We start from the raw sequence: 16208 nt of genomic DNA, 5'->3' as shown, positions 1-16208 counted from the left end.
AGGTGGTTATGCTTCAGTTTTTTTCTCGATATAAATTTTTTGCGGTAGTGCTCTTTGTATTATCCTCGATTATTATTTCAATTATTTATTCTATTCTTAAACCCGATAAAAAATTATTGGTTTATAAACCTGAAATGGTAAATGCAGAGTTAGTGGATACTACAGTACAATATGTCAGGAAGTACCATAAAATCGCAGATTTTAATTTAACTAATCAAAATGGGGAGAAAGTTACACAAGACACGTATAAAGATAAGATTTATGTTGCTGATTTTTTCTTTACAACTTGCCAAACAATTTGTCCAATAATGACTGGACATATGAAAGAAATCCAAGATCGACTAAAAAATGATAATGAAGTGTTATTACTATCACATAGCGTTACGCCAAAAATTGATAGTGTTGCTAGATTAAAGAAATATGCTTTAGAAAAAGGGGTTGATGATACAAAATGGAATCTAGTTACTGGGGATAAGAAGCAAATCTATGATCTAGCGCGTAAATCATATTTAGCAGCAAAATCTGATGGAGACGGTGGGCCTTATGATATGGTGCATACAGAAAATTTTGTGTTAGTTGATACAAAAAAAAGGATTCGAGGGTTTTACGATGGTACCAATCCAGAAGATATTGATAAGCTCCTAGAGGATATTGCTATTTTAAAAAAGGAAAAGGTCAAGAAATGATCTTCAAATTTATAAATAAACGAGTCCGAAATTAGAAACTGTAAAGGTCTAAGATCGTAAGACCTATTAGGTTTTTTACTTCGAACTCGTCTAAATAAATGTTTTTGAATATAAATTCAGTTATTTAGTTATTACCCTTGTAAAGGACATTCTGCTGGATTTTCGTCACATACTGCATCGATCCAAGGTTGGAATCCTTCATAAAAAGTTTCGTTAAAGAATTCGATTAACTCATTAAAATCAACATCTTCAAATAATTCATCAGCTCCTAGTGGTTCTTCAGGATTTAATAATGTGTGATTTAGAAATTCTATTTCAGAGTCTCCTTCTAGTTCTATGGTAAGTCTAAGAGGTTGATTGGTCAGATTTCCCGTATCTGTAAAAGGAAATGGGAAATGCCAATTTTCATTACTTGTAGAGCAGGCTCCGATAGGACCAGAAAAGTGTATGCCGTCAAAGTAATAACTGTTTCCAAACATATTTTGTACTGAACTATTAGGGCCATTTTCTGGAACATAATTATACGGATCACTATTCACTAATTGCCCATCTCCAGTTTCCCAAATAAATCTTGAAGGTTTTTTAATTCTCATTCCACAAAAATTATTGGGTAATATTACTTCGTCTTCGTAAAAAGGAAGAGTAGGTAAAAATTGTACAGGAATCGTGATTCTTGGTTTTTCATCAATGATTGTGGTGAAATCTACAACAATTCGATAATTTTGGGATCCAAGCGTACCATAAGACAGGTCGATATGAGCAGGAAGTTGTGGAAAATCACCTGGGGTTACATTTCCATTGTCTCCGCCATTTCCAGGGTCGATTTCTACATCTTTTTTATCCATCATAAAATCAAATTGATCTTTACCCATGGCATTTTTTACTCGTAAACGAAATGAGGTTTTTTTAGAGGTATTCCATGCATAAGTATACACTTTGGTACTATTTGCAGGAACTTCGAAACCTTTTGGGATTAACTCTGAAGGATTCTTCATAGATTTCCACCTTCTATTGGCATAATATTCAAAATATAATTCAGGACCCACATATGCACTACAAGGAGGACTTTGACATAAACCACCTGTAGGACTGTTCGACGTATAATGATCATTGCTGCTGTTTTGAACAGCTTTACTGCAAATTTTTCCTCGCCACTTTTTGATGTCATTCATTACAGCATGTAGTTTGTAACGTGTACCTTTATTACATGCAGACGGAGATAAACTTGCACAATCATTTACAAAACCTTGATAATTATTTGGCGTTTTGTCTAAAGCAACGAACTCTGGAGTACCCAAAAAACCGCCAGCGATAGAGTTTGTGAACGAGCTGTTTTTACAAGCAATAGTTCTTCTTGGGTTTCCAGCGATACCAATAGGTAAATTTATAGCGGCATTACGCGCCCATCCCTGAGATTCTGATGCTTTGTTTAAAGTATTTTTGTTTTTAATGGTTAAAAAAGAAGGCACTGGTGTTCCCGGCTCAGAAAGTGCCCAGAAAATCTCTTCTTCACTAATATTATCGTTCATTTCATTAATATTAGCAAGAACAGAACATTCATTACAATCACTCTCTTCTAGTAAAAAAGTACCTTTAAGTTCTCCGTCCTCGATATTATGAAAACTGATTTTGTTTCCATTTTCTAGGATAACTTCAGCTTTGTTTTCAGAAATTTCCTGATCAAGAATTGTGCTATCTGTAGGATATTCTGTTTTTTCACATGAAATAATGAAGAGACTACAGAAGATGATGCATACATAAGTTTTAAAATTTGAAATCATTGTGCGGTATTTTTAATAAATACCTACTCTCTTTAAGGCTTTTCGGTTTCCGCCTGTTTCTAAATTTAGATGTTAGCGAATCTACTTTGTGGATGAAATTTAAGTGTCCGAAAATTTTGATTTTCAAAGATCTTGGACTCAAAATGGGGTGTATGCCTATACATACAGCGTTAAAAACCTATTTTTTGAGATGTGTTTTTTTTGATTTAAAAAACAAAATTCATGATATGTCATTTGTATTTTGAAAAATTTAGCTTTTCGAATACGATTTTTTCCCCTATTTTTGCGTTGTTTAAAATTAATCTAAATAAATACTTGAAGACTACAATAGCTAATCTTAAAAGAGGCCAACGTGCATTAATTAAGGAGATTACTTCAGATATTATTCCTCTTAAGCTACTAGAAATGGGATGTTTGCCTGGTAATGAAGTAGAATTGCTTCAAACGGCTCCGTTTCAATGCCCTATGTATCTTACTATAAATGGTAGTCATCTTGCAATCCGAAAAGAAATTGCAGCTCAGATAGAAGTTCAGATTATATAATTGCAAGGAGTATTTATGGCAAAGCAAATTAAAGTTTCACTTATAGGAAACCCCAATACTGGAAAAACATCTGTTTTTAATTTGCTTACTGGTCTGAATCAGCAAGTAGGTAATTATCCAGGAATCACAGTCGAAAAAAAGGAAGGGATTTGCAAGTTGTCTCGTGGTGTAAAAGCTCATATTCTTGATTTACCTGGAACTTACAGTCTCAATGCTTCATCTCTTGATGAAAATGTAGTGATTGAATTACTTCTTAATAAGAAGGATAAAGATTTTCCGGATGTAGCTGTAGTGGTAAGTGATGTAGAAAATCTGAAAAGAAACTTACTTCTTTTTACACAAATTAAAGATTTAGAAATTCCAACAATTTTAGTGATCAATATGGCCGACCGTATGAGTAGGAAGGGCATTACGCTAGATATTCCTTTGTTAGAAAAAGAACTTAATACTAAAATAGCATTAATAAGTGCTCGTAAAAATCAAGGAATTGAGGCGCTTAAAAAATTAATAGAATCATACGGATCATTATCAAAAACACCTTGCGTAAATGCGTTATCATTTGCGCCCGAGTATTTTGATAGATTGCAAAAAACATTTCCAAATGAGTCATTGTACAAACTTTGGCTGGTAATTACTCAAGATGTAAATTTCAGAAAAATTGACAAGCAGGATATTGAAATAGCTCCTGATTTTAAGATTAAATCTGAAAGTGAACTTAAAAGATTACAGCAAAAGGAGACTATTAAGCGTTATCAATTTATTAATAATGTGCTCAAAAAGGGGCTTACTGTAGACGAAAAGGCGGCAACCGGTATGCGTGCAAAATTAGATAGAGTGCTTACTCATAAATTTTGGGGGTATTTTATATTTTTTTGCATTTTGTTATTAATATTTCAAACTATCTATGATTGGTCATCATACCCGATGGATCTTATCGATGAGGGTTTTGCCTGGTTAAGTGAAACTACAAAATCTATTTTGCCCGAAGGGCCATTTGTAGATTTAATTACAGAAGGTATTATCCCTGGACTTGGAGGTATTGTTATTTTTATTCCACAGATTGCATTTTTATTTCTTTTTATATCCATTTTAGAAGAAAGTGGTTATATGAGTAGAGTGGTTTTTCTGATGGATAGAGTAATGCGAAAATTCGGATTAAGTGGTAAAAGTGTTGTTCCATTAGTTTCAGGAACCGCATGTGCAATTCCGGCAGTTATGGCTACTCGAAATATAGAGAATTGGAAAGAAAGATTAATTACTATTCTAGTGGTACCGTTTACTACTTGTTCGGCTAGATTGCCAGTGTATCTTATTATAATTGCATTAGTGATTCCAGATAAAAAAATTGGTTGGATATTTAGTTATCAAAGTCTGACTTTAATGTTGTTGTATTTTCTTGGATTTGCAACAGCGGTTGGATCTGCATGGATATTAAATAAAATATTAAAGATTAAAAGTAAATCTTACTTTGTGATCGAAATGCCAGGATATAAGGTGCCCTTGTTTAAGAATGTGGCTATAAATGTTATCGAAAAAACTAAGGCTTTTATTTTTGGTGCCGGAAAAATAATTTTAGCAATATCAATTATATTATGGGTATTGGCAAGCTTTGGACCTAATGATAATTTTAGTAATGCTAAAGAAATAGTAACCGAGAAATACACGAATTTATCAGAACAAGATTTAGAAAATGAAATTGCTTCGTATAAGCTAGAACATTCCTTTATAGGATATGCAGGTAAAGCAATAGAACCTATAGTTGCTCCTTTAGGATATGATTGGAAAATTGGTATCGGAATCATAAGTTCTTTTGCTGCTAGAGAAGTTTTTGTAGGAACATTGGCAACAATTTACAGCGTTGGTAGTGACGAAGAAGAAACTATAAAAAACAGAATGGCTGCAGAAGTAAGTGCAAAAACAGGAGAACCATTATTTAATCTAGCTAGCGGAATTTCTTTATTACTATTTTATGCTTTTGCAATGCAGTGCATGAGTACTCTAGCTATTGTAAAACGAGAAACTAATGGATGGAAATGGCCAATGGCACAACTTGTATTTATGAGTGTCTTAGCGTATAGTATTTCTTTAATTGCTTACCAGGTTTTGAAATAAATAATGTAATTTTTAATATCTTTAAACGACAATTTAAAAATCATGAATATTCTTGTACAAAATATATTGGTATTACTAGTGTTTGCGGGAGCGATTGGTTTTATTGTTAGAAAGTTTTTTTGGAAACCATCAATGGCTTCTGCTAAGAAAAAAAGCTCAAAATCCTGCGGTAACTCTGGTTGTGGATGTCATTGATCCTTATAACCATAGGATATTACTTAGATTATAAACACAATCCCAAGCAATTTATATCTGATCTTAAAGGGGGATTATCTTTTCTATAAATACTTATATTCTTTTTCCTTTTTGTATTGTATATCTTAGGTTCAGGAGTCTTGTATGCTATTTTTGGAATAGCAATTGTACTACCCATGACATTAATATTAAGACAATACTTTAAAAAGAAATCATCACTTCTTTAATCGCTTTAAAGGTGTGCTACTAATTAAGTATACGCCAACAAAAATTAGAATACAACATAAAAGTTTCGTGACTGTTATATCACCTTGGTATTGACTATTTACTACAAGATAAGACACTATACCAACTAATATCATTGCAACTGCCGGTTGTACATAAATATAGCTACTAGAAACGGTTGGCTTTACATATTGTAGTGCAAACATATTAAGTAAATAAGCTAAAAAAGTTGGACCTACCACTACATAAAATAGGGATATCCAATTTGAAAACTCGAATGCGTGAAAATCCGTATTAATTAAGGGGCTGATACAAAATGGAAACATCGCTATAAACCCGAAAGAAAAAGTCCATACGATAACTGTCATGGGTTTGTATTTGGCCATGAGTGGCTTAATAATTACTAAATAAAAAGCAAAAGCTAATGCATTAATAGCAATAAAAACGTTGCCAATAAGAGATCCGGTTCCTAGTCCAGAGTTTCCTAAATAGATCAATAAAACAGCTCCAAGTCCACCAATTGATATACCAAGAATTCGTTGAGTTGTTAAAGGTTCTTTTAGTAAAAAATAACTTATGATTACAGTGAAAATAGGCATTGCCGTAATTATAATTGCAGCATCAACGGGCGAGGTTAGACTAAGACCATTCATAGAGAAATACTGATTTGTAGCAACACCTAAAACTCCGCATAATGCAAGTCTAGGGATATCTCTTTTCTCTACTTTTTCTTTAATAAAAAATTTCAGAAATAGAAATAAAAGTCCTGCGCCACTAATACGAAGAAACACCAAAGCAGAAGCTTCAATTTTATGCGGCATTAGCCCTTTAGCAATAAGGTAATTAGCACCATAAGTAATATTAACTGTTAATAAGGCGAGATGAGCTTTAGCTTTATTTGAAATCATTTGGCAAAGAAAGCAAAACCAACTGGATTCATGAGGTACTGTCTTCGTTATTTAACAATTAATTCAAGAAAATATGCTGTCTTCATAATAGGTCCTTCAGAAGTTGGATAAGGGCTAACATTAAATACATAAATTGTTTTTTGGTCAGTAACAAGTAATTGTATTGCTTTATCAGGTGAAGGAGACTTTGAATCAAAAACAAGTTCTTTTTCTTCAATTACTTTTTTGTTCTCAGAGATTTCAATAAGAATTTTTACCTCGCCTTGCCACATGCAAGATACACCTGTTGGGCATCTAGAATCTTCAAGTACACGAACAAATTTGATGCTTTTTGAGTCAAAATCTAAGCTATGTTCGATTTTAAGTTTTGAAATTATTTTTGGGATTTCAATTTTGGTAGTATCCTGAGCAATTGTTGAAGCAGTCGATACTATATATAGCAGTAGAATAAGTAATCGTCTCATAGCGCGTTTAACAGAAGTTAAAGATATACAAAAAACAACGTGTATAGCTTTAAAGTCTGATCTTATTTCGGAATTTTGAACATACTTCTAAAGTATGATATGAATAAAAAAACAGCAATTGTTATTGGTTCAGGTATGGCAGGTCTTGCAGCTGCGATACGTCTGCAAAACCAAAATTTCAATGTTTTGGTTTTAGAATCTAATACCACACCTGGCGGAAAAGTAACAGAGTTTAAAAAGAATGGGTACCGATTTGATTGTGGCCCTTCTTTATTTACAATGCCACAGTTTATTGAGGAACTATTCGAGAGCAGCAGAAAAGATATTAGCAAGTACCTTAACTATGTAAAAAAAGAGAAAGTTTGCAATTACTTTTATGAAGATAGAACTCGGTTTACTGCATTTGCAGACAAAAACAAGTTTGCCCAAGAGGCTTCATCCGTTTTTGATGTAAAAGCATCTCAAATTTTAAAATATTTCGAAAAGAGCAAGCAAAAATATGACCTTACTAGCTCAATATTTTTATCAAGTTCTCTACATAAGTTTTCTACATACTTCTCTAAAGATACTTTAAAGGCAATTGCAAAGATTGGTGTGTTGGATATTGATTCAACATTACATAAGGTTAATACATCAGCATATAAAGACCCTAGATTGGTACAGTTTTTTGATCGATTTGCAACATATAATGGTTCATCTCCTTATAAAACTCCTGGGATCATGTCTATGATTCCACATTTAGAACAACACTACGGAACGTTTTTTCCGCAAGGAGGAATGTATAGCATAACAAAAAGCTTATATCAATTAGCACTAGATTTAGGAGCAAAATTTAGATTTAATACTACAGTTGATCAAATTGTTGTTGAAAACAAAAAGGCTAAAGGGGTTTTAATCAAAGATGAATATCTTCAAGCAGATATAGTAGTTTCAAATATGGATATTGTGCCTACGTATCAAAAAATGCTTCCGGATCAAAAGCATCCTAATGAAATACTCAAACAATCTAGATCAAGTTCTGCTCTTATATTTTACTGGGGAATCAAACGAGTGTTTTCAGAATTAGAGTTGCATAACGTATTTTTTGCAAAAGAGTATAAGGATGAATTTGATGCTATTTTTAATAAAAAAGAAGTTTCAAAAGATCCTACAGTTTATATCAATATAAGTTCAAAAAACGAGCCTAATGATGCGCCAGACGGTTGCGAAAATTGGTTTGTAATGATAAATGTGCCGTGCAATGAAAATCAAGATTGGGATACGATCATAGAAATGTCAAGACAGCATATTTTGAAAAAAATATCTAGGATTTTGAAAGTAGACATTCGGCCTTTAATAGAAACCGAAGAAATTTTGAATCCAAAGTCTATAGAATCTAAAACCCAATCATATAAAGGCTCATTGTATGGTTCATCAAGTAATAATAAGTATGCTGCTTTCTTAAGGCATGCTAATTTTTCTGGCAAAATTAAAAATTTGTATTTCTGTGGTGGCAGCGTGCATCCAGGCGGTGGCATACCACTGTGTTTATTGTCAGGAAAGATAGTTTCAGAACTAGTTCAAAAAGATTTTAAGAAATAATTTATATGCACTCAAGTACAAAAAATATAATATCTGCTGTTATCATTTGGCTGTTTACTATCTCGGGAATTATAGGTATTCTTATCGGGTATGAAGATTGGTTTTTACCACTTACCTGCCTTAACCTGGTTATTTATCTGATACTTATTATTTGGAACGCTGGATTCAACAAGAATTTATTACTCTTTTTGTTAATTCCGTTTAGCATAGGAATGATAACAGAATTTTTGGGAGTTAACTACGGTTTGATTTTTGGGAATTATGAATACGGAAATAATTTAGGTGCTAAGATTTATGGTGTACCTTGGATTATTGGCGTGAATTGGGCGATTTTAGTATATTGTTCTGCGGGATTGGTGATAAAAATTCATAAAAACATATTTTTAACATCTGCTTTGGCCGCTATGCTAATGGTTCTTTTAGATGTGGTTATCGAAAGAGTCGCTCCTAAATTTGATTTTTGGCAATTTGAAAATAATGTAGTTCCTATCCAAAACTACGTAGGGTGGTTTTTTACTGCATTTTTGGCGCACATACTTTTTCAAAAAAGCGTAAAAGTATTTCATTTCAAGATATCGCTACATATTTTTATTGCTATATTGGTGTTTTTTACGACTTTTTCTTTTCTGTAGATGCAAAATTTTGATTATATCATTTCGGGTTCTGGAGCGTCAGGATTAATGTTGGCCTACCACATGGCAATTGATCCTTTTTTTGATGAAAAGCAAATTTTAATCTTAGATAAAGAAGTCAAAAATCAAAATGATCGCACTTGGTGTTTTTGGGAAAAAGACTTGGGGATTTGGGATGAAATTGTAAGTAAAAAGTGGAATACCATTTATTTTGGGAGTCAAAAATTTTCAGATACTATAAAAATCCTCCCATATCAATATAAATTGATCAGAAGCAAAGATTTTTATACATATATTTTTGATACAATAAAGACAAAATCTAATATAGCCTTTCACCATGAAAGTATTATCTCTATTAGCGATGAAGGAGATAAAGCTATTGTTAAAACGGATACTCAAATTTATATTGGTCAAAAAATCTTTAATAGTGTGATGCTATCCACCGATTTTAAAAATCAAAAGCAATATCCTGTTTTAAATCAACATTTTGTTGGTTGGTTTGTAAAAACTACTACTTCAATTTTTGATGCTGATACAGCCACTTTTATGGATTTTGAACTACCCCAGCAAGGAAATACACGATTTATGTATATGCTTCCACTTTCTAAAAATGAAGCATTATTTGAGTATACTTTATTTTCTGAAGATCTTTTGGAATATCAGGATTATGAAACAGAAATCATAAAGTATTTAGAAAACAAAGGAATTACAGATTACGAAATTGTCGAAAAGGAGCAAGGTTGTATTCCTATGACGTGCTATGATTTTAGAAAACATAATTCAAAAAATATCATACATATTGGTACCGCAGGTGGTTGGACCAAACCCAGTACTGGATTTACTTTTAGCTTAACCTTAAAAAAGATTAAGGAACTTACCTTTTACTTAAAAGCTGGTAATAACAATATGTCTAAATTTGGAAAAAGAAACAGGTTTTGGTATTACGATCTACTATTTATAGACCTTTTGTATAAGAAAAATTATATTGGTGCGACATTGTTTTCAAAGTTATTTCAAAAGAACAAAGGAGTTAAAATTCTGAAATTTCTAGACGAAGAAACTTCAATTGTAGAGGAAATAAAGATAACAACAAGTCTTCCTGCTGGGTTATTTTTAAAAGTATTATGGCAACGTATTTTTAGATAAGCACTTTTGATGAATAAATAACTAACTCATACCTCGTTCTTTTTTAATTTGATCATAAGCCATTTGCACTTCTCTAAATTTGGCTTCGGCACCTTTAATATGGATTTCATCCATATGCTGAATTTTATCAGGGTGGTATTTTTTTGCCATAGTTCTAAAGGCTTTTTTTACATCTGCATCTGTAGCAGTTTTATCAATTTCAAGGATTTTATAAGCATGGTCACCAGTCTTAAAAAACATGGCTTTTATACTTTCAAAATCTCTAAAGTTGATACGCATAAACCCTGCGATTTTTTGTATTTCTTCGGCTTCAGACTCACTTACATGACCATCGGCTTTTGCAATTCCGAACAAAAAATGAAGAATCTGTAATCTAGAAGGGTATCTGGTGTGTTGGTTAATATGCATGCAAATACGCTGTGCAGAAACTTCTCTGTTTTTGATTATTTCATTAAAGGTTCTAAAGGTGGCATTAGCCCTATCTTTACCATAGGCACTTACAAAATATTGTCTTACATAGTCTAATTCTGTTTGATTTACCTTGCCGTCAGCTTTGATAACCATAGAAGATAGAGACAATAAATTAAGCTCAAAATCTGCTGGTGTAATATTAGATTCTTGTTTAAAAACTTCTTTAAATACACTGCCGCCTTTATTTGTAGAGGCATCGATTAAACTACCTATTATAAAACCAAGAATTGCTCCTGGGACATTAAAAAATCCTGCTCCTAATATGGCTGCAAACCATTTAATCATGTATGATATTTTTTTGGGTTGTAAAGATAACTGAAATTATCTATTGATATTTTGTCTACATACTATTAGACATTAAATACCCATATTTGTTACTAAATAGGTGATTACTTTTTCTATTAGAACAAAAAAACGATGTTTTTACAAGAAAATTAATAGACAATGCTTAATTGATAATAAAAAAATCATAATGTTAGTTAAATTAGGGGCATACGACTATACGTAAGTAATCAGTATTTAGTACATAATTTGTACCTTTGCATAAAATTGTAATACAAAAAAATAAAAGAAATATGTATCCAGCAGATTTAGTGAAACCAATGCGAGAAGATCTTACCAATGTAGGTTTTGATGAATTGCAAACTGCCGAAGCTGTAGAAACTGCTATCGCAAAAGAAGGAACAACATTAGTGGTTGTAAATTCAGTATGTGGTTGTGCTGCAGCAAATGCGCGTCCAGGAGCAAAGGCTTCTTTAATAAATGATAAAAAACCAGATCATATAGTAACTGTTTTTGCAGGTGTTGATAGAGAAGCTACAGATAAGGCTCGTGGATTTATGATTCCATTTCCTCCATCATCGCCATCAATGGCTTTGTTTAAGAACGGAGAATTAGTGCACATGTTAGAACGTCATCATATCGAAGGAAGACCAGCAGATATGATTGCAGAAAACCTTAAAGATGCGTACAACGAGCATTGTTAAAAAGTAAGCATTATATATGCTATAAAAATACAAAGCCGTTTGTCTATGCAAACGGTTTTTATTTTATAAAACTATTGGTTTACTTGAAATAATGTAAGACCTTGCACGTCGATAACACAAGACATATTTAATAATTTTTAAAAGAGATCATGGAGGCAATAAAAAGGATATTAAGTTATCCGCTTTCTGTAATTTTCTACTTACTTTTTGGATTAACACTAGTCATTTTTCATTTGTTACAGTGGCTAGGTGTAACATTAGGAGGCGCTAAAGCTCATAGAGGTGTCATTAACATCATGAATTTATGTTTGTTAAGATGTTTGCATGCACTGGGAGTAACCTTTAGTTTTAAAAATCAACATGATTTACCAAAAAATAAACCTCTGATTATTGTTTCGAACCATCAGAGCATGTTCGATATCCCATTAATTTCTTGGTATTTGAGAAGACATAAGCCAAAATTTATTTCTAAAATCGAATTGGGAAAAGGAATTCCAAGTATCTCCTTTAATTTAAGGCATGGCGGTCATGTTTTAATTGATAGAAAAAACCCAAAGCAATCCATACCAGCACTGTCAAAATTCGGAAAATATATCGCAGAACATAATTTTGCAGCGGTAATTTTTCCTGAAGGAACCCGAAGTAAAGACGGAAACCCTAAAGAGTTTGCAGCTACCGGCTTAAAAATTTTGTTTAAAAATGCGCCTGAAGCTCTTGTGGTACCGGTAACGATAAACAACAGTTGGAAACTAGTAAAGTACGGAAATTTCCCCATGGGAATCGGGATACATTTAACGCTAGAAGTACAAGAACCCATCTCGATAGATAAAGAACCCGAATTATTGATAAAAAAGATAGAAGAAAGGGTTACTTTAGCAATACGAAATTAACACACCATCATCATGGCTATAGATAATATTAGATTAGAAGTAATGCAGTTATTGGAGAAAAAAATCGAATCATATATCGATAAGTTTTTGATCCCAATAGACAAGGTATGGCAGCCAACAGATTTTTTACCAGATTCTCAAAATGAGGATACTTTTTTTGAAGAAGTTAAAGAACTTAGAGAATTGGCAAAAGAACTTCCTTATGATTTTTGGGTAGTTTTGGTTGGGGATACTATTACAGAAGAAGCATTACCTACTTACGAATCTTGGTTGATGGATGTAGAAGGGGTAAACCAACATGAAGATGGAAAAGGTAATGGATGGTCTCGTTGGGTACGATATTGGACTAGCGAAGAAAACAGACACGGTGATACCTTAAATAAATACTTATACCTCTCTGGTCGAGTAAATATGATCGAAGTAGAGCGTACTACACAACACCTAATCAATGATGGTTTTGATATCGGTACAGATAGAGATCCATACAAAAACTTTGTTTATACAAGTTTTCAAGAATTAGCTACAAATATCTCTCATAGTCGTGTTGCTAAATTAGCAAGAGAATATTCTAATAAATCTCTAGCAAAAATGTGTAAAATTATTGCAGGAGACGAAATGCGCCACTATAATGCATATAGCGAGTTTGTAAAAGATATTTTTGCAGTCGATCCTAGCCAAATGATGGTTGCCTTTAGCCATATGATGAAACATAAAATCGTTATGCCAGCTCATTTTCTTAGAGAATCGGGAGATGCTATAGGAACTGCTTTTGAAGAATTTTCAAATGCTGCACAACGTCTAGGAGTGTATACCTCTCAAGATTATATAGACATCATGCAACGATTAATCGACAAGTGGGAAATCGATAAACTAGTAGATTTAACTGATGAGGCAGAGAAAGCACGTGATTTTGTAATGAAACTACCTGCCAGAATGCAACGTATTAGTGAGCGACTAGTAATCCCAGAAGATGTTTTTGAATTTAAATGGGTACAACCTGCTTTAATCAAGTAGTAGATAACACTATGGATAAAGTTATATCCAAGACCATAGATTTTGTAAAAGAAAAACTAGCAGATGCCGAAGGAGGGCATGACTGGTTTCATATACAAAGGGTATATAATAACGCTAGACTAATTGCTAAAGGCGAAGATAACGTAGATCACCTTATTATTGCATTGGGAGCACTGCTACATGATATCGCAGATTCTAAATTTCATGATGGTGATGAAACTGTAGGATCCAGAGTAGCATCAGAATTTCTAGAAGGACTGCATGTTAAAAAAGAGGTGATTGATCATGTGGTAAACATCATCGAGAATATCTCTTTTAAAGGTGGAAACGTTATACAAAAATTCACCTCTCCAGAATTAGATATTATACAAGATGCCGATCGGTTAGATGCCATTGGTGCTATAGGGATAGCTAGATGTTTTAACTATGGAGGCTTTAAAAACAGGGCTCTTTATGATCCTGACATTGCTCCTAATCTACATATGAGTAAAGAGGAGTATAAAAAATCTACAGCCCCAACCATAAATCATTTCTACGAGAAACTCTTTTTACTAAAAGATAGAATGAATACTGAAACTGGTAAAAAAATCGCTCAACAACGCCATACCTATATGGAAACTTTCTTAGACCAATTCTATAAAGAGTGGCAAGGTGAGTTATGAATTGTAAAATGACCTGTTTTTTATAAAATCAGTGCGCTGTTTCTAGTATTTTTAGGTTATCGTATGCCCAAAAGCTCTCTAATTAAATATTTTTGATCTGCGTTAAAAAGTATTTGCTATGCAGTTAAAACAGTATCATAAATTCATCTTTTTTCTTTTTTTTATTTCCCTTACTGGATATGGGCAGTCTTTTGTAGTACCAGACTCTTTGAAAAGTAAGACATATGAAGAGCTTAAAGCAGCGTTTCTTAAAACTTTTGAAACTGATAAATTTAAAGCCAAGATTTACATAGATATCTACTCTGGTAGAGCTAAAAATACGGGAGATAGTAGTAACATAGCAAGATCTTATGGTTTAAGAAGTTTGTTGTATAGTCCTTTGGATATTAAAAGAATTCAAATGCTTGATTCTGCAATCTTATATGGTAAAAATGCCGATATAAAACATTATCCTGAATTGCTTTATAATAAAAGAGCACTTAGTTTTAGAGCCCAAGGAGATCCCAAAAATCAATTAAAGGATTACCTAATGGCCTTAAAATATGCAAAAAGAGATGATAATGAAGCCTATGTTTATTTAGTTAAAAAAAATATTTCTTATCTAAAAATGGGTTTGGGGAAATATAATGAAGCTAGAGCGATATTAAAGGAATGTATAGCCTATCATGAAAGTAACATGGAAGCAAATAAAGGTAAATGGGATACTATTTACTATCTTCGAACCTTATCCAGTTTATCTTCAGCCTATAGGTTAAATAATCAATTAGATTCAGCAAGAGTTTTAAATCAAAAAGGTCTTAAATTCAAATCTTTAAGAAGGGACGATAGAGTGTCTATATTTGACCTAGACGATGCAATATTAGATTACTTTGATGAGAGATATGTAGATGCAAAAAGTAAATTAGAAGGATTCCTGCCCATATTTATAGACTCTATATCAAAAGATGTTTATGAGAATGACATAATTTACGCATATTTTTATCTTGGAAAAGCTAATAAGGCTTTAAATGAAATAGAAGAAGCATTTTCCTATTTTAAAAAGGTAGATTCCTTACTTAAGGGTTCTAACTATTTTATGTCCGAGCAGAGACAAACCTATTTTGAATTAGCCGACTATTATAAAGAAAAAAATGACTATCCCAATCAATTAGAATATATTGATAAATTGTTAAAAGTTGATAGTGCGTTAAATAATAATTATAGGTTAGTAAGTGATCAGTTATTGCTAGAATTTGATACTCCAAAATTACTTGAAGAAAAACAAAAAGTTATAACCGCTTTAGAGGCTGAAAATAAAATTATATATTCAAAAAACATTATTATATCGTTGCTTTTGGGGTTAAGTTTGTTTGGAGTGATCTATTACAACTATCGACAACGACTATTTAAAAAACGATTCATACAATTAAGAGATAAGACGGCTAAAAAAGATGATGCTAGTAAACAGTCAAGTGGTTCTACACTTAATAAAGAAACTGTAAATAATTTACTAGATCAATTACAAAAGTTTGAAGAGAGTAAGGGGTTTTTAAAAGCAACTCTTAATGCTAAGGACTTAGCCAAAAGTTTTGGATCTAATTCTAGCTACCTCTCTAAAGTGATTAATACGTTTAAAGAAAAGACATTTAGTACGTATATTAATGATTTGCGTATTGACTTTGTGATCGATAGATTGCAAAAAGATAGAATGTTTAGAAAATATACTATAAAAGCAATAGCACAAGAAATTGGTTTTAATAATGCAGAAGCGTTCTCAAAAGCATTTTATAAAAACACAGGGATTTATCCATCGTACTTTATCAAAGAATTAGAGAAATAAAAATCGGATGATCTTATCGTTCTACCACAAAAAAAAGAGACTGGGTTTCTAACCCCAGCCTCTAACAAATTCAAAACATATATTGGATTGTTT

The 16208-nt window shown here is 32.4% G+C and carries 16 protein-coding genes; 12 read left to right on the top strand and 4 right to left on the bottom strand.

Translation table 11 applies throughout. The annotated features are described in order from the left end of the window. The first annotated feature begins 8 nt into the window (after positions 1–8). On the top strand, positions 9–686 hold the full coding sequence (locus D1816_RS14655; protein ID WP_118503783.1) for an SCO family protein: 678 nt from the start codon (positions 9–11) through the stop codon (positions 684–686). A gap of 131 nt (positions 687–817) precedes the next feature. Here D1816_RS14655 and D1816_RS14650 read toward each other — a convergent pair whose 3' ends face one another. Beyond that, the gene (locus D1816_RS14650) at positions 818–2467 is read right to left on the bottom strand and encodes a hypothetical protein (protein ID WP_118503781.1); all 1650 of its coding nucleotides are present in this window, start codon (positions 2465–2467) and stop codon (positions 818–820) included. Between the two features lie 315 nt (positions 2468–2782). Here D1816_RS14650 and D1816_RS14645 point away from each other — a divergent pair, with 315 nt between their 5' ends. From D1816_RS14645 to D1816_RS25710, 3 genes are read left to right on the top strand one after another with little or no spacing between them, the layout of a single operon-like run. Beyond that, the gene (locus tag D1816_RS14645) at positions 2783–3010 is read left to right on the top strand and encodes a FeoA family protein (RefSeq protein ID WP_066320370.1); all 228 of its coding nucleotides are present in this window, start codon (positions 2783–2785) and stop codon (positions 3008–3010) included. A 15-nt stretch (positions 3011–3025) separates the two neighbouring features. Then, positions 3026–5122 carry a ferrous iron transport protein B gene (feoB, locus tag D1816_RS14640; RefSeq protein ID WP_118506266.1) on the top strand — a complete coding sequence of 699 codons (2097 nt, stop codon included), beginning with the start codon at positions 3026–3028 and terminating at the stop codon, positions 5120–5122. Between the two features lie 42 nt (positions 5123–5164). Beyond that, the gene (locus D1816_RS25710; protein WP_162900344.1) at positions 5165–5317 is read left to right on the top strand and encodes a hypothetical protein; all 153 of its coding nucleotides are present in this window, start codon (positions 5165–5167) and stop codon (positions 5315–5317) included. Positions 5318–5532: 215 nt separating this feature from the next. Here the strand turns inward: D1816_RS25710 and D1816_RS14635 are convergent, their stop codons facing one another. Beyond that, positions 5533–6450 (bottom strand): DMT family transporter, encoded by a 918-nt coding sequence (locus tag D1816_RS14635; protein WP_066320158.1) that lies wholly within the window; start codon positions 6448–6450, stop codon positions 5533–5535. A 47-nt stretch (positions 6451–6497) separates the two neighbouring features. Next, on the bottom strand, positions 6498–6914 hold the full coding sequence (locus D1816_RS14630) for a hypothetical protein (protein WP_118503779.1): 417 nt from the start codon (positions 6912–6914) through the stop codon (positions 6498–6500). Positions 6915–7013: 99 nt separating this feature from the next. Here D1816_RS14630 and crtD point away from each other — a divergent pair, with 99 nt between their 5' ends. From crtD to D1816_RS14615, 3 genes are read left to right on the top strand one after another with little or no spacing between them, the layout of a single operon-like run. Beyond that, the gene (crtD, locus tag D1816_RS14625; RefSeq protein ID WP_118503777.1) at positions 7014–8495 is read left to right on the top strand and encodes a 1-hydroxycarotenoid 3,4-desaturase CrtD; all 1482 of its coding nucleotides are present in this window, start codon (positions 7014–7016) and stop codon (positions 8493–8495) included. Positions 8496–8500: 5 nt separating this feature from the next. Next, positions 8501–9127 (top strand): carotenoid biosynthesis protein, encoded by a 627-nt coding sequence (locus D1816_RS14620; protein ID WP_066320163.1) that lies wholly within the window; start codon positions 8501–8503, stop codon positions 9125–9127. Continuing rightward, positions 9128–10273, top strand: a complete 1146-nt coding sequence (locus D1816_RS14615) for a lycopene cyclase family protein (RefSeq protein WP_118503775.1) — start codon at positions 9128–9130, stop codon at positions 10271–10273. It begins immediately after the preceding gene. A gap of 21 nt (positions 10274–10294) precedes the next feature. Here the strand turns inward: D1816_RS14615 and D1816_RS14610 are convergent, their stop codons facing one another. Next, positions 10295–11029: a TerB family tellurite resistance protein gene (locus D1816_RS14610; RefSeq protein ID WP_066320167.1), complete on the bottom strand. Its 735-nt coding sequence runs from the start codon at positions 11027–11029 to the stop codon at positions 10295–10297. A gap of 290 nt (positions 11030–11319) precedes the next feature. Between D1816_RS14610 and D1816_RS14605 the strand changes: the two genes are divergently transcribed. The 5 genes from D1816_RS14605 (at position 11320) to D1816_RS14585 (ending at position 16115) form a co-directional block, all read left to right on the top strand. Beyond that, positions 11320–11730: a BrxA/BrxB family bacilliredoxin gene (locus D1816_RS14605; protein ID WP_066320169.1), complete on the top strand. Its 411-nt coding sequence runs from the start codon at positions 11320–11322 to the stop codon at positions 11728–11730. 149 nt (positions 11731–11879) lie between these two features. Then, the gene (locus D1816_RS14600; protein ID WP_317041856.1) at positions 11880–12620 is read left to right on the top strand and encodes a lysophospholipid acyltransferase family protein; all 741 of its coding nucleotides are present in this window, start codon (positions 11880–11882) and stop codon (positions 12618–12620) included. Positions 12621–12632: 12 nt separating this feature from the next. After that, positions 12633–13634: an acyl-ACP desaturase gene (locus tag D1816_RS14595; protein WP_066320171.1), complete on the top strand. Its 1002-nt coding sequence runs from the start codon at positions 12633–12635 to the stop codon at positions 13632–13634. An 11-nt stretch (positions 13635–13645) separates the two neighbouring features. Then, positions 13646–14296, top strand: a complete 651-nt coding sequence (locus D1816_RS14590; protein ID WP_118506265.1) for an HD domain-containing protein — start codon at positions 13646–13648, stop codon at positions 14294–14296. A gap of 118 nt (positions 14297–14414) precedes the next feature. Next, positions 14415–16115 carry a helix-turn-helix domain-containing protein gene (locus D1816_RS14585; protein ID WP_118503772.1) on the top strand — a complete coding sequence of 567 codons (1701 nt, stop codon included), beginning with the start codon at positions 14415–14417 and terminating at the stop codon, positions 16113–16115. Positions 16116–16208 lie beyond the last annotated feature (93 nt).

Origin of the sequence: Aquimarina sp. AD10 (assembly GCF_003443715.1) — a bacterium.
GTDB classification, from domain to species: Bacteria; Bacteroidota; Bacteroidia; order Flavobacteriales; family Flavobacteriaceae; genus Aquimarina; species Aquimarina aggregata.
This window is presented reverse-complemented; position numbering and strand designations above follow the sequence as displayed.